Source organism: Lentzea sp. HUAS12 (genome assembly GCF_024125735.1).
GTDB classification, from domain to species: Bacteria; Actinomycetota; Actinomycetes; order Mycobacteriales; family Pseudonocardiaceae; genus Lentzea; species Lentzea albida.
Map to the genome: position 1 here is coordinate 3,213,095 of NZ_CP099738.1, position 14,034 is coordinate 3,227,128.

A 14,034-nucleotide genomic window follows, 5' to 3' on the forward strand; every position below is an offset into this window, starting at 1 on the left:
CCCTATCGGACAGATAGTACCGGAACAAGCCGCACATAATCTCCATACATCGGATCGCTGCTACGGTACGACCAGACCCAGCCATCACTAAACTTAATTTAGTATTTATTCTTGACGCGCCCAGCCGGCCGCCGCACACTTCAGCCACTCGACGACGAGAGGTACGGGTATGCCGAGAACCCTGCTGTCCGTGGCCACCACCGCCCTGCTGCTCCTCGCGCCCACGGCGGCCGCCGCCCCGTCCGCGCCGCCCGAACACGCGGGCCTCGACCAGGGCGCCCCCACCTACTACGACTCGGGCCTCGCCCGCACCCCGTACATGGGCTGGAACTCCTACTTCGCCGTCGGGGCTGCGTCGGAGGAGAAGGTGCTCGGCGTGGCCGACCACCTGGTCAGCAGCGGGCTCGCCAAGGCCGGTTACGACATCGTCTGGATCGACGGCGGCTGGAACGCCAGCCCGCCACGGGACGGCAAGGGTGCGCTCGTGCCCGACCCGGCACGCTTCCCGTCCGGCTTCGACAAGCTCGTGGACACGTTGCACGCCAAGGGGTTGAAGGCGGGCATCTACACCGACGCGGGTGCGTGGGACGGCAAGAACTGCGCCGCCGGCAGCGGTGGCGGGTACTACGAGGCCGACGCGAAGCAGTTCGCCGGGTGGGAGTTCGACGCCATCAAGATCGACTTCCTCTGCGGCATCGCGCAGAACATGGACCCGGCCGTCGCCTTCACGCAGTTCTCCGCGGCGGTGCGGAAGGCCGGGCGGAAGATGATCCTCAACCTCTGCAACCCGGTCACCGACGAGTGGGGCGTGCCGCACCGCTGGGACCAGACCGCGTACGTGGCCTACACGTACGGGCCGCGCGTCGGCGACTCGTGGCGGACCTCCACCGACGTCGCGTTCGGCACGCCGTACGAGGGCATCTGGCGTGACGTGCTGCGCAACATGGACCGCAACCTCTACCGGCCCGGCGCTCAGGGGCCCGGTCACTACAACGACCCGGACTACCTGATCCCGATGCGCAAGACCGAGCAGGGCACGTACGAGCTCAACGAGGAGGAGTCGACCTCGCAGCTCGTCCTGTGGTCGGTCATGGCCTCGCCGCTGATCATCGGCTCGGATCCGCGCACGCTGCCGCCGTCGATGATCGAAACGCTGAAGAACCCCGAGATCATCGCGGTCGACCAGGACCCGCTGGCCATCCAGGGCGTGCGGGTCGCGGGGTCGAACAACGTCGACGTGTACAGCAAGGTGTTGCAGGGCAGGGGTGAGCGGGCCGTCGCGGTGCTCAACCGCAACGACCAGCCGGCGCAGTACGACATCAACGTCGCCGACGCCGGGCTCAAGGGCACGGTCAGCATCCGCGACCTGAGGGCCCGCGCCGACCGCGGCACCACGACCGGCACCATCACCGTCACGGTTCCCGCGCACGGCACCGCGTTCCTCAAGCTGCGCGGCGAGACCACCGTTCCCGGCACCGACCTGGGCGGCGAGACCTCGGCCAGCCCGGCGCTGATCCGCTGGGACGACAGGACCATGGCCACGTTCACCCGTGACAAGTCCGGACGGCTCGCCCAACGCTCGATGATCAATGGCGAATGGCGCAACTGGGTCGTCCTCGGTGGCCCCAAGAACGGCCAGGTCCTCGGCCAGCCGAGTGCGTTCGCGAGCCCGAACGGACGCATCGACCTCTTCGTCCGCGGCACGGACAACGTGGCATACCAACGGACTTACGCGGGCGGCAAGTGGGGCAACTGGACCTCACTGGGCGGCAGCCTCACCGACTCCGTGTCGGTGGCGTTCACCGGACCGGACAGCTGGAGCCTCTTCGGCCGCGGCGCCGACGGTCGCGTGTGGACGCGCGACAGGAACAACGCCACCTGGACGTCGGTCGGCTCCCCCGGCAACCAGCAGATCTACGGCAGGCCCTCGGCGGCGACGGTCGCCGCCGGCACGTTCGTCGTGGTCCGGCTGCAGGACGACTCCGCCTGGTACCGCGGGCGCACCGCGAACGGCTGGTCCGCGTGGACCTCGCTGGGCGGCGTGATCAGCGGCAGCCCGACGGCGGTCGCTAACGGCGACCGCGTGAACGTGTTCGTGCGCGGCAGCGACTACACGCTCTGGCAGCAGGACCTCGTCGGCGGCGCGGGCACCTGGTGGTCCAAGCGCGACCGGTTCGTCAGCAACGCGCTGACCGGCGCGGTCGGCGGGGCGGCCGGGGTGAACGGTTCGACGTGGGTGGCGGTGCGCGGGCCGGACGACGCGGTGCACGTGTCGAACCTGACGGCCCCCTGACGGAACGAGGAGTTCAACGATGACCTCACGCCGGACTTTCCTGAAGGCCACCGGAGCGTGGGGGCTGGGAGCCGTGGTCCTGCCCGCGTTCTCCGCCCACGCCGATCCCCACCGGCCGGCCACCGACCCGCTCGCCGCCGACCCGACCACCCTCTGGTACCCCGCTCCCGCCGACGAGGCGAAGATCATCGAGCAGGGCCTCCCGATCGGCAACGGACGCCTCGGCGCGCTCGTCGGCGGTGGCGTCGAGAAGGACTTCCTGTACCTGACCGACGTCACCCTGTGGACCGGCGAACTGAACGACACGCTCGACGGCGACGGCCAGCTCCCGTACGACTACACGCACTTCGGCACGTTCTCGATGCTCGCCAAGCTCTACGTCGAGGTACCGGCGCACGCCGGCGCCACGAACTACCGGCGCGAACTCGACCTGAGCAACGGCCTCGTCACGACGAGGTACGTCCACGGCGGCAGGCAGTACCGCCGCGAGATCTTCTCGAGCCACCCGGACGACGTGGTGGTCGTCCGGCTCGTCGGCCAGGACCAGTCCGGCACGATCACGCTCCAGGGCGCGCACGGCGAACCGACCGTCGGCGACGCACCGCACACCGCGGCCGTCTTCACCGGCTCGTTCCCGAACAAGCTGGCGTACAGCGGCGTCGTGACCGCGTTCAGTCCTGATGGAACGGTCGAAGTGGACGGTGCGAGGCTCACCTTCGCCGGCTGCTCCGACCTGGTGGTCGTGTTCTCCGGCGGCACGAACTACGTCCCGGACGCCTCCAGGGGCTTCATGGACCCGCTCGTCGAGCCCGCACAGCTCGCGCTGCAGAAGGCGGCCGTGCGCGCCAAGGCGGACGCTCTGCTGCGCACGCACGTCGCCGACTACCGCAAGAAGTACGACCGGCAGAAGGTCGACCTCGGCCGGTCCACCGACGCCCAGCGCGCGATGGACACGTGGACCCGGCTCCAGGCGAGGGCGTCCGGCCCCACGCCCGACCCGGAGCTCGAGGCGAGCTACCTCCAGTTCGGCCGGTACCTCGCCATCACGGGCTCGCGCGACAACCTGCCGATCAACCTCCAGGGCCTGTGGCTGTCGAACAACACCCCCGACTGGTACAGCGACTACCACACCGACATCAACATCCAGATGAACTACTGGCTCGCGGACAGGGCCGCCCTGTCGGACACGTTCGACGCGCTCGCGAACTACTGCGTGGCGCAGCTCCCGGTGTGGACGAACACCACGCAGGCGGTGTACCAGGACGAGCGCAACCGGTTCCGCAACACCAACGACCGCGTCGCCGGGTGGGCGGTCGCCTTCTCCACCAACATCTACGGCGGCAGCGGCTGGTGGTGGCACCCCGGTGGCAACGCGTGGTTGTGCATGTCGCTCTTCGAGCACTACGAGTACACGCTCGACCGCGACTACCTGGCCAAGATCTACCCGCTGCTCAAGGGCGCCTGCGAGTTCTGGGAGGCGCGCCTGGTCGAGACGCCGCAGGGCCTGGTCGACGACCACGACTGGTCACCCGAGCACGGACCGCAGGACACCCGCGGCAACACGTACAACCAGGAGCTGGTGCACCACCTCTTCGGCAAGTACCGGATCGCGACGGACGTGCTGCGCCGCGACCAGTCCTACGGCCGCAAGATGTCGGCGTTGCGCGACAGGCTGTACCTGCCGGTCGTGAGCCCGAAGACCGGCATGTTGCAGGAGTGGATGTCGCCCGACGACCTCGGCGAGACCACACACCGGCACCTGTCCCCGCTCGTCGGCTTCTTCCCCGGCGACCGCGTCAACCGCGACGACTCCCCCGCCGCGGTCCTCGACGGCGTGCGGCAGCACCTGATCACGCGCGGCATGGAGAGCTTCGGCTGGGGACTCGCGTGGCGCGCGGCGTGCTGGGCGCGGCTGAAGGACGCCGACAGGTCGTACGAACTGGTCCAGAAGGTCATCCGGCCGTCGATCGACCACGCCAACGGCACGGCGCCGAACTTCTTCGACATGTACAGCTTCGGCGACCGGTCGATCTTCCAGATCGACGCGAACCTCGGTGCTCCGGCCGCGATGCTGGAGATGCTGCTGTACGCACGGCCGGGCGTGATCGAGCTGCTGCCGGCGCTGCCCTCGGCGTGGAGGACGGGCTCGGTCACCGGGATCGGTGCGCGCGCCGGCTTCACCGTCGACCTGGCGTGGAAGGACGGCAAGGTCATCACGGCGACCGTCCGCAGCGTTGGCGGCACGGAGACCGAGGTCCGCTTCGGCCGGTGGAAGAAGAAGATCAGCCTGCGGAAGGGCCAATCGGTCACGCTTCGTCCGTGAAGGCACCGGGTTCGTGGTCACCGCGTTCTACGATCAGCCGGTGACCACGAACCCCGTCGAAGTCGTCCTCACCGACCGCGGTTCAGCGCGGGTCCAGCGCGCGCTGGCCGCCGTCACCATCGCGGCGTCGGTCGCGTCCGGCGTCGTGCTCGCCTTCTCCGGCCTGGCGTGGTGGGCGATCATGCTGTGCGAGTTCGGTCTTCTCGTGGTCGTGTTCGGCATGCTGGCGCTGTGGTCGACGGCGGCCGAGTTCGCCGACCAGACCGACGCGTTGCGGGCGGCGGGTGCGCTCGCGCAGAGCGAGGTCACCGACAAGACCGTGTTCGACGCGAGTGACGCGGTCATGTACGAGCTCACGCTGTGGATCCCGGTGCGGGACGGCGGTTTCGAGGACCGCCACCGGTGCAGCCGGCCCGAGTGCACGGCCGTCGAGGTGGGTCAGCGGGTCACCGTGCTGCTCGACGCCGCCACGCGCACCTGGGCCGTCGTTCACTGACGCGCGGTCGTCGAACCGCGCACCACCAGGGTGGTCGCCAGCTCGATGTGCAACGCCTCGGGCTGGTGACCGTCCAGCACCCGCATCAACTGCGTGACGGCGATCCGCCCCATCTCCTGCAACGGCTGCCGCACGGTCGTCAGCGGCGGGCTGGTCGCCTCCGCGAGGTCGATGTCGTCGAACCCGGCCACGGACAGGTCCTCCGGCACGCGCAGGCCACGCTCCCGCGCCGCCTGCAACGTGCCGACGGCGACCTTGTCGTTGAAGCACACGATCGCCGAGGGCCGCGGCTCCAGGCCCAGCAACTCCGCCGCCGCGGACCTGCCGTGCGCCGTCGTGGGTTCCACGTGCCGCAACCGCTCCGGCGCGAGCAGGACCCCGGCTTGCGCGAGCGCCGCCCTGTGCCCGGCCAGGCGGGCGTCCCCGGCGAGCCACTCCTCCGGCCCGGCGATCACCGCGATGTCCCGGTGGCCGAGGTCGATGAGGTGATCCGCGACCGCGCGCGCTCCCGCGAAGTGCGCGGCCGACACGGACGCGATGTCCGGCAACGGCAGGATGCGCGGGTCGACGACGACGAACGGGTATCCGGCTCGGGACAGGGCGACCAGCTCGTCACCCTCCTCGGGCGGCAGGATCAGGATCGCCGCGTCGACGTCGTCCGTGCCGGGCAGGTCGCGCAGCGCGCCGGTTCCCTGGCCCGACTCCCCGGCGTCGAGCACCAGCCGCAGACCGTGCAGCTTCAGCGTCTCCGCGATCGAGGAGACGATCAGGCCGAAGTAGTCGGTGAGGACGTACGGGCAGCGGACGTAGACCGTGCGGGTCCTCGTCGTCACCTCGTGCCTGCGCCGCTCGACGGCCTGGAGCACCAGGTCACGGGTGCGCTGGGCCACGTTGACGTGGTCGTTGAGCACGCGGGAGACCGTTGCGATCGAGACGCCCGTCTCCGCCGCGATGTCCCGCAGGCTCGCGCGTTGTTTCACGTTCTCGATCTTGCGTTCCACCAGGTCAATGTACCGGAAATCCTCCAGACCATTGACCGTCGCCACGGCCGGGTGTTTCATCCTGAAAGCTGACGTTTCACAGTGATGGATGGGTGTTACATGAGACGAACCGCGATCGTGGCCCTGGTCCTCGGCCTCACCGCCGTGCCGGCCGCGGAGGCGTCCGGTCCGCCACAGGTGAGGGCGTGGGTGACCACGCCGGACCGCGCGGAGCTGCTGCACGAGCGGCCGCGCGTGGCGTTCGGCACGGGCGAGTCGGCGCACCCGACGATCGTGGTCGACCCCGACCGCCGCTACCAGGAGCTCGACGGTTTCGGCGCCTCCATCACGGACTCCTCCGCCGCGCTGCTGGCGGGCCTGAGCCCCTCCGTGCGCACCGAGACCATGCGCAAGCTCTTCGACCCGGACAGCGGCATCGGCGTCAGCTTCCTGCGCCAGCCCGTCGGGTCGTCCGACTTCACCGCGGCGGCGGAGCACTACACCTACGACGACGTGCCGGCCGGGCAGACCGACTTCGGGCTCAGGCACTTCAGCATCCGCCACGACGAGGAGAAGATCCTTCCGTTGCTGCGCGAGGCGAAACGCCTCAACCCGCGGCTGAAGGTCATGGCCACGCCGTGGAGCCCGCCCGCGTGGATGAAGGACAACGACTCGCTCGTCGGCGGCAGGCTCAAGGACGACCCGAAGATCTACGACGCCTACGCGCGGTACCTCGTGAAGTTCGTGCAGGCGTACGCGAGGACGGGTGTGCCGGTCGACTTCCTGTCCGTGCAGAACGAGCCGCAGAACCGCAAGCCCGACGCCTACCCCGGCACGGACATGCCCGTGGCGGCACAGGTGCGGGTGATCGAGGCGCTCGGCCCGAAGCTCAGGCTCGCCAGCCCGCGCACCAGGATCCTCGGCTTCGACCACAACTGGGCCACGCACCCCAACGACGGCACGGCGGAGGCCGACTACCCGTACCAGGTCCTGCGGTCCAAGGCCGCGAAGTGGGTCGCGGGCACCGCCTACCACTGCTACTACGGCGACCCGAGCGCGCAGACCGCGTTGCACGACGCCTTCCCGGACAAGGGGATCTGGTTCACCGAGTGCTCGGGTTCCAAGGGCGCCACCGACCCGCCCGCCAAGGTCTTCAGCGACACGTTGCGCTGGCACGCCCGCAACGTCGTCCTCGGCACCACCCGCAACTGGGCGCGCAGCGCGGTGAACTGGAACATCGCGCTCGACAGCACCGGCGGCCCGCACCTCGGCGGCTGCGGCACGTGCACCGGCCTCGTCACCGTGCAGCCGGACGGATCGGTCGTCACCGACGCCGAGTACTACACCATCGGGCACCTCTCGAAGTTCGTGAAGCCCGGCGCGCGCCGGATCGCCAGCACGTCCTTCGGCACCACCGGCTGGAACGGCCAGGTCATGGACGCCGCGTTCCGCAACCCGGACGGGTCCACCGCCCTGGTGGTGCACAACCAGAACGACGACCCGCGCTCGTTCGCGGTCAACGTCGGCGACCGCACGTTCGAGTACACCCTGCCCGGCGGCGCGCTGGCGACGTTCACGTGGACCGGTCACCACAAGAGCAAGCTCGACGCGGTCTCCCTGGCCGGTGCGACGGCGTCTCCGGACGGCGCGCTCGCCATCGACGACGACGCCTCGACCCGGTGGTCCAACGGCGGTCCCCAGGCTCCCGGCCAGTTCCTGCAGGTCGACCTGGGGCGCCGCGAGGACTTCCGGCGCGTGGCCATCGACTCCGGCGGCAACCTCGGCGACTACGCCCGCTCCTGGGAGCTCTCGGTCAGCGACGACGGCAAGGCGTGGCGCGCGATCGCGTCCGGTGAGGGCGCCGGCCAGCTGACGAACGTCGACGTCCGCCGCACGAGCGCGCGGTACGTCCGCATCACGTCCACCGGGGCCGCGGGCAACTGGTGGAGCATCGCCGATTTCCGGCTCTACAACTGAACAACCGCTGTCGGGCGCCCAAACCCTGCAAGGAGCGCTTATGTCGAAGACGACACAACGTTGGCGCGGTATCGCGATAGCTGCAGCCGTGGTGACGGTCGGGTCCACATTGGTCTCCCCCGCCGCCACCGCGGCGACCAACGCGAGCGTGTGGCTGACCACGGGTGACCGGTCGGCCCAGCTGACCAGGCAAGCGGACGTGGCGTTCGGCTCGGGTGGCTCCGGGCCGACGATCACGGTGAACCCGAACTCCACCTACCAGTCCATGGTGGGCTTCGGCGCCTCGTTCACGGACGCGGCGGCGTGGAACATCTTCAACTCCCCGCGCCGCAACGAGATCATGACCAACCTGTTCGACAAGAACAACGGCATCGGCATGAGCTTCATCCGCCAGCCGATCGCCTCGACCGACTTCTCCCGCAGCTTCTACACCTACAACGACGGCGCGGCGGACCCGTCGCTGTCGCGGTTCTCCATCGACCACGACAGGGCCTACATCCTGCCGCTGCTGCAACAGGCCAAGCAGCTCAACCCGCAGCTCGCCGTGATGGCGACGCCGTGGAGCGCGCCGGCGTGGATGAAGAACAACAACAACCTCATCCGGGGTTCGCTCAACGACAGCCGCATCGGCGTCTACGCCGACTACCTCGTCAAGTTCGCGCAGGCGTACAAGGCCGCGGGCATTCCGATCGACTACATGAGCGTGCAGAACGAGCCGCTCTTCGAACCGCCGGGCTACCCCGGCATGTACATGTCACCGCAGCAGCAGGTCAACGTCATCAACACGCTGGTGCCGAAGCTCCGCGCCGCCGGTGAGCATGCCCGTCTGCTCGGCTACGACCACAACTGGGACAACGTCGACTACGCGCAGACGGTCAACAACGGCGCCGGCGGCAACGTGATCGGCTCCGCGTGGCACTGCTACGGCGGCGACCCCAGCCGCCAGTCGATCGTGAAGCAGAACCAGCCCGGCAAGGACGTGTTCTTCACCGAGTGCTCCGGCACGAGGTCGGCGAACGACGCGGCGACGTTCCGCGACACGTTGCGCTGGCAGGGCATCAACCTCGCCATCGGCGCCACCCGCAACCACGCGCGCACCGTCGCGATCTGGAACATGGCGCTGGACCAGAACAACGGCCCGGTGATCGGCAGCTGCACCAACTGCACCGGCGTCGTCACGACCAACGGCGGCAACGTCACGTACAACGCCGAGTACTACGTGCTCGGACACCTGTCGAAGTTCGTGCAGCCCGGCGCGGTGCGCATCGACTCCACCGGCTACGGCGAGGGCGGCATCCAGAACGTCGCGTTCCGCAACCCGAACGGCCAGATCGTGCTCGTCGCGCTGAACTCGGGCGGCCAGCAGAACTTCCGGGTGCAGTACAACGGCCAGACGTTCGGCTACACCCTCCCGGCCGGCGCGATGGCGACGTTCACGTGGCCCGGCACGCTCGACCCTGGCCAGCCCCCGGCGGGCCGCACCGGCGCCATCACGGGCCTGGGCGGCAAGTGCCTCGACGTCACCGACGGCTCGACCGCGAACGGCACGCTGCCGCAGATGTGGTCGTGCTTCAGCGGCCCGAACCAGACGTGGACCCTGGCCTCCGACGGCACCGTGCGCGGCCTGGGCAAGTGCCTGGACGTGACCGGCAACGGCACGGCGGACGGGTCGGCGGTCCAGCTCTGGGACTGCTTCGGCGGCCCCAACCAGCGCTGGACGGCCTCGGGCGGCACGCTCGTCAACGTGGGCAGCAACAAGTGCCTCGACGTGATCGGCAACAACACGGCGGACGGCGCGAAGCTGCAGATCTGGTCCTGCACCGGCGGCGCCAACCAGCGGTGGACGGTGCCCGCGTAGAGCTTTGAGGTCGTGTCGTGCGGGTAACCGCACGACATGACTGATCCCATCAACCCGGAAGCACCGCATTCGCCGGGAACGCCCAGTCTCGACGACCTCGACGTCGAGATCGTCGACGAGCCCGAGATCCCGCAGGAGACGACCGAGGACGAGAGCAAGCCGCCGGACTAGTCCGTGTCCCGGAAGTTCGTCCGGTGGCAGGCCGCCCGACGAGACTGCCGGGACACGGACCAACCCGGCCGTCAGGCGCGGGCCGGCACCGCGGCCCGCGCACCGGGGAGGAACGAGCGCGCCGCCGTCAGCAGCGTGCGCGCCTCCATCAACTCGCCGTACTCGAGGTGCTCGTCCGCGGCGGCGACGTGCGCCAACGCCCGCTGGGGCGCGTCCGGGGAGTCCATCACGGCCTGGGCGAGGCACTTGCGCGCCCGTTCGGTCTGCTCGCCGAGGTCATGGCCCGTCGTGGCGCGGATCAGGGCGAGAGCGTCGCGGATGGCGCGGTCGAGTGTGCTGGAACGCATGGAGTTGCCGCCTTCGGAAAACAGCCGGGGACGTGGTGCGCCGACTGCTTGACGCGGCATCGGCTACCCGCGTCTTCCCCCGGCCAAACTACGACAGCACCGCGCGCTGCGACGGCACGAACGCGGCGAAGTCGCGGTTCGCCCGGCCCTGCTCCTCGTGCAGCAGCCCGGACACCCAGTTCACCACCGCGTCCGGCGCCGGCCGCGGGTCGCCGGCCAGCCGCGCGACCTCGACGAGCTCACCGAGCCGGTCCTCCACGGCGACCGCCCACCCGGTCAGCTCGTTCCACACGAGCGCCACGTAGTGGTCGGGGAAGTCGGGCAGCCGGCCGTCCAGCGCCACGTAGGCGGTCACCATCGGCTCCATGTCGGCGCACGAGCTGTCCCCGCGCAGGCCGAGCCCCGTGACCACCTGTGTCAGGTAATGCCGCACCTCGCGCACGGCGGAATCGTCGAAGTCGATCTCGATGTCGATGCCGGGCTCGATGCTCATGGCGCGCGGATACCCCTGCGGGGTGTGGCCAAACACGACGTGACCGACCACACCCGCATGGAGCAGTCCAGGTCAGCCGCCGTAGGGGTTCGCGGCCTTCTTCGCGGCGTAGGTGAGCATCGGCCTGACCTTGTCCCAATGCCCGTCCTGGCACGGGTACGCGGGCAGGAACCCGGCGCAGTCGCCCTGCCAGTTGCCGATCTCCCAGGTGTAGTGCGGGACGCCGAGCTCGCCGTACACCCAGTCGTCGATCGAGCCGCCCGCGGTGTAGAGCAGCTCACCCGGCTGGCCGTACTCCCAGTCCGCACCGGCGAGCTGGGCCATGTCCTTCGCCATCGCGCGCAACGGCCCGTCGTTCGGCGACGGCGTGGTCGTGTAGCCCCACGGCAGCAGGACGACGTTCAGCGCGGAGTGCATGGTGATGACCATGCCGCGCGTCTTCGGGTCGGCCGGGTCGGTGAGGGCGGGGCCGCGCGTGTCCGGGAAGAGCCCGCGGAAGAGCTTCTCGAGCGCCCTGGTCTCCACCTCGGAGTCGGGGTACGGGCCGCGGTAGACCTGGTGGCACGGGTCGGACGACGTGCCGTTGTCGCCCCACTGCGCGTCGAAGTTCCGGTTGACGTCGATGCCGATCTGGGCGTTCGGATCCTCGGTCGTCGGGCACTGCCGCGGACCGTTGGTGTGGTTCGCGTTCTTGCGTTGCAGCTTCGGCGAGTCACCGCCGGACTGGACGATCTGCACGCCGTCCGGGTTCGCGATCGGCACGACCCACACCTCGGTCGTGTCGAGCAACGACGTGACCTCCCGGTCCTTGCCGTAGCCCTGCGTGAGGTGGTCGATCCAGCGCCACGCCATGTCGCCGGTGGTGATCTCGCGGGCGTGGATCTGCCCCGACACGACCAGCCGCGGCTTGCGGGAGTCCGGGTTCAGCCGGCAGTCGCCGGGGCCCCTCCTCGTGATGCAGACGGCCTTGAGGTCGTACCCGCCGGCGCCCTGGGTCTTGCGCCACGAGTCGCCGTAGTCGACGACGGTCGCGAGGCGCGGGTACCGGCCCGCCACCTGGTCGAGGTGGGCGTGGTGGGCCTTGACCGTGCGATAGCCGCCGTAGTAGGTCTCGTTGATCCCGTGGCCCTGCGTCTTCGCCGTGGACGATGGCGGCGCCATGACGGACTCGACCGCGCCCGTGTACCCGGCCTCGGTGAGCCTGGTGTGCGTGTCCTTCGACCCGAGCACGAACAGGTCGTCACCGTCGCGCTGCTCCAGCACGTCGAACCCGCGGGCCAGCAGGTCCTGGGCCTTCTGCCCGAGCGGGGCGGGAACGCGGTAGACGTACGTCGGGCCCTCCTGCGCCGCGACGGGCGCCGGTGGCTCCGCCGTGGACGTGCCGACGAGCAACACGGCACTGGCAACCCCCGCCAGCACAAGACTCAGCTCTCGCTGCCTCATTCTGTCCGAACCCCCTGTTGGAGACAGTCATGTCCGCATGCGCGGCACACGCTCCCACAGAAGCACTTCGTTCGCCCACCACTCGAGCGTCTCAACAGCCATCATGGTGACCATGCGATTCGAGACCGTCGAACGCCGCCGCGTGCGTTCCGGCATGGCCGACGTGGAACAGGACCGCGATCGCCGTGAGGCCTGGCTCATCAGCGTCGACGGCACGCCTCGATCCTATGTGGACCTCCTGGACCCCGCCGACCTGCCGTTCGGTGTCACGCGCAGGATCGCGGACGTGGTCGACGCGCTGCCGCCGGGTCCGCTGAACGCGCTGCACATCGGTGGTGCGGCAGGCAGTCTGCCGCGCTGCGTCCAGCACGTCCGCCGCGGCTCCGACCAGCTGGTCGTGGACGCCGACGACGCCATGGTCGACCTCGTCAACGCCCACCTCCCGGTGCCCACGGGGATCTCCGTGCGGGCCGGGAACGGAGTGGACGCCCTGCGCGCCGCGCGTGATCTCGACCTGGTCGTGCTCGAAGCCGTTGTCCTGTCGGAAGAACTCGCGAGCGCGGAGTTCCAGCGCTACGTCGCCGAGGCGTTGACGGGCTCCCGCACGTACGTCGTGAACGTGGTCGACCAGCCGGATCTGTCCATGACCACCGGGCTGATCGACGTCGTGACCGCCCGGTTCGGTGTGCCGCTGGTGATCGCCGATCTGGGCGTGCTGGCGGGAACCGGTCCCGGCAACGTGGTCCTCGTGTCCACGGAGGCGGTGCTGCCCGTCGCCCAGCTCGACGCCAGGGCGCGCGAAGCCCGTTTTCCCGCGGCCGTCTCGGTGGGACTCTGATCGCGGCGCGACGCACCTGCGGGTGCACCACGTGGACGCGCTTGTCCGGGCGCCCTCCCGCCAGTCCGAACGCGACGTCGAGCACCTCCCGGTACGCCTCACGCCCTGGGGCCCGAGCCGTTGGGCCGTGCGCGGGCTCCGCGCCTCGCCCTGCCCGACCCCTACATCCGGTCCAGCAGCCGAGCCCGTGCGATCTCCAGGTGTGCCGTCATCGCCGCGCGAGCCCCCTCCGCGTCCCCCGCCACCAGCGCGTCCACGATCGCCCGGTGCTCGGTGATCGTCTGCACCCCGAACGGCTGCTGGAAGTTCAGCCGGAACAGGTGCAGATGGCAGTGCGTCTTCGCGAACGCCTGGAGAACGGCGTCGTTCCCCGCGATCCGCAGGATCAGCTCGTGCAGGCGCTGGTCGTGCGCGGTGAGGTTCTTGTAGTCGTCGTAGGCGTCGTCCGCGGGGGCGGCCGGGCAGGTGGCGAGTTCCTCCTCGACGAGGACCACGGCCTCCGGGGTCATGCGGGCCGCCGCCAGGGCTGCCGACGGCGGTTCCAGCAGCAGGCGGAGGGCGTAGAGGTCGTCGACCTGCCTGCGGTTCAGCAGGTCCGTCACGCTGTAGCCGCGCAACGGGAGCCTGCTGACCAGTTCTTCCGATTCGAGGCGGGCCAGGGCTTCCCGGATCGGCGTCGGGGAGACGTCCAGCTGCCTTGCCAGCTCGTCGATGTTCACGCGGGCGCCCGGGGCGATGCCGTCGCTCATGATGAGGGCGCGGATCTGCTCGTAGACGTCGTCCGCCAGCACGCGCCTGGCCGGTATCCGCAACAC

General features: G+C 69.8%; 12 protein-coding genes. 7 read left to right on the forward strand and 5 right to left on the reverse strand.

The genetic code is table 11. The annotated features are described in order from the left end of the window. Positions 1-169 precede the first annotated feature (169 nt). From ND450_RS14010 to ND450_RS14020, 3 genes are read left to right on the forward strand one after another with little or no spacing between them, the layout of a single operon-like run. On the forward strand, positions 170-2,293 hold the full coding sequence (locus ND450_RS14010) for a glycoside hydrolase family 27 protein (protein WP_253326560.1): 2,124 nt from the start codon (positions 170-172) through the stop codon (positions 2,291-2,293). Between the two features lie 19 nt (positions 2,294-2,312). After that, entirely contained in the window at positions 2,313-4,616 is a 2,304-nt protein-coding gene (locus tag ND450_RS14015) for a glycoside hydrolase N-terminal domain-containing protein (RefSeq protein ID WP_253326561.1), read from the forward strand. 40 nt (positions 4,617-4,656) lie between these two features. Then, positions 4,657-5,112 (forward strand): hypothetical protein, encoded by a 456-nt coding sequence (locus ND450_RS14020; RefSeq protein ID WP_253326562.1) that lies wholly within the window; start codon positions 4,657-4,659, stop codon positions 5,110-5,112. Here the strand turns inward: ND450_RS14020 and ND450_RS14025 are convergent. Continuing rightward, positions 5,106-6,113 (reverse strand): LacI family DNA-binding transcriptional regulator, encoded by a 1,008-nt coding sequence (locus ND450_RS14025; protein WP_253326563.1) that lies wholly within the window; start codon positions 6,111-6,113, stop codon positions 5,106-5,108. The two genes, ND450_RS14020 and ND450_RS14025, sit on opposite strands and share 7 nt — an antisense overlap. 99 nt (positions 6,114-6,212) lie before the next feature. On the opposite strand from ND450_RS14025, the gene ND450_RS14030 reads away from it, so the two are divergent. From ND450_RS14030 to ND450_RS45725, 3 genes are read left to right on the forward strand one after another with little or no spacing between them, the layout of a single operon-like run. Next, positions 6,213-8,069 carry a discoidin domain-containing protein gene (locus tag ND450_RS14030; protein WP_253326564.1) on the forward strand — a complete coding sequence of 619 codons (1,857 nt, stop codon included), beginning with the start codon at positions 6,213-6,215 and terminating at the stop codon, positions 8,067-8,069. A gap of 40 nt (positions 8,070-8,109) precedes the next feature. After that, positions 8,110-9,927, forward strand: coding sequence for a ricin-type beta-trefoil lectin domain protein (locus ND450_RS14035; protein ID WP_253326565.1), 1,818 nt, complete (start codon positions 8,110-8,112; stop codon positions 9,925-9,927). Positions 9,928-9,963: 36 nt separating this feature from the next. Beyond that, a complete protein-coding gene (locus tag ND450_RS45725; protein WP_256557513.1) occupies positions 9,964-10,098 on the forward strand; it encodes a hypothetical protein in 135 nt (44 codons plus the stop codon). A gap of 71 nt (positions 10,099-10,169) precedes the next feature. Here the strand turns inward: ND450_RS45725 and ND450_RS14040 are convergent, their stop codons facing one another. The 3 genes from ND450_RS14040 to ND450_RS14050 all read right to left on the reverse strand — a co-directional run bounded on the left by ND450_RS14040 (position 10,170) and on the right by ND450_RS14050 (position 12,381). After that, complete coding sequence (locus tag ND450_RS14040) at positions 10,170-10,445, reverse strand: hypothetical protein (RefSeq protein WP_253326566.1); 276 nt, start codon at positions 10,443-10,445, stop codon at positions 10,170-10,172. A gap of 88 nt (positions 10,446-10,533) precedes the next feature. Beyond that, entirely contained in the window at positions 10,534-10,938 is a 405-nt protein-coding gene (locus ND450_RS14045) for a DUF6292 family protein (RefSeq protein ID WP_253326567.1), read from the reverse strand. A 72-nt stretch (positions 10,939-11,010) separates the two neighbouring features. After that, a complete protein-coding gene (locus ND450_RS14050) occupies positions 11,011-12,381 on the reverse strand; it encodes a M14 family zinc carboxypeptidase (RefSeq protein ID WP_253326568.1) in 1,371 nt (456 codons plus the stop codon). Between the two features lie 112 nt (positions 12,382-12,493). Between ND450_RS14050 and ND450_RS14055 the strand changes: the two genes are divergently transcribed. Then, positions 12,494-13,219: a spermidine synthase gene (locus ND450_RS14055; protein WP_253326569.1), complete on the forward strand. Its 726-nt coding sequence runs from the start codon at positions 12,494-12,496 to the stop codon at positions 13,217-13,219. A 161-nt stretch (positions 13,220-13,380) separates the two neighbouring features. On the opposite strand, the gene ND450_RS14060 is transcribed toward ND450_RS14055, so the two are convergent. After that, positions 13,381-14,034 (reverse strand): GntR family transcriptional regulator, encoded by a 654-nt coding sequence (locus tag ND450_RS14060; RefSeq protein WP_253326570.1) that lies wholly within the window; start codon positions 14,032-14,034, stop codon positions 13,381-13,383.

Excerpts from the sequence above, each read along its gene's own strand:
- ND450_RS14040 (WP_253326566.1), bottom strand. The coding sequence starts at position 10,445 with ATGCGTTCCAGCACACTCGACCGCGCCATCCGCGACGCTCTCGCCCTG.
- ND450_RS14035 (WP_253326565.1), top strand. The coding sequence starts at position 8,110 with ATGTCGAAGACGACACAACGTTGGCGCGGTATCGCGATAGCTGCAGCC.
- ND450_RS14045 (WP_253326567.1), bottom strand. The coding sequence starts at position 10,938 with ATGAGCATCGAGCCCGGCATCGACATCGAGATCGACTTCGACGATTCC.
- ND450_RS14050 (WP_253326568.1), bottom strand. The coding sequence starts at position 12,381 with ATGAGGCAGCGAGAGCTGAGTCTTGTGCTGGCGGGGGTTGCCAGTGCC.
- ND450_RS14030 (WP_253326564.1), top strand. The coding sequence starts at position 6,213 with ATGAGACGAACCGCGATCGTGGCCCTGGTCCTCGGCCTCACCGCCGTG.
- ND450_RS14015 (WP_253326561.1), top strand. The coding sequence starts at position 2,313 with ATGACCTCACGCCGGACTTTCCTGAAGGCCACCGGAGCGTGGGGGCTG.
- ND450_RS14010 (WP_253326560.1), top strand. The coding sequence starts at position 170 with ATGCCGAGAACCCTGCTGTCCGTGGCCACCACCGCCCTGCTGCTCCTC.
- ND450_RS45725 (WP_256557513.1), top strand. The coding sequence starts at position 9,964 with ATGACTGATCCCATCAACCCGGAAGCACCGCATTCGCCGGGAACGCCC.
- ND450_RS14055 (WP_253326569.1), top strand. The coding sequence starts at position 12,494 with ATGCGATTCGAGACCGTCGAACGCCGCCGCGTGCGTTCCGGCATGGCC.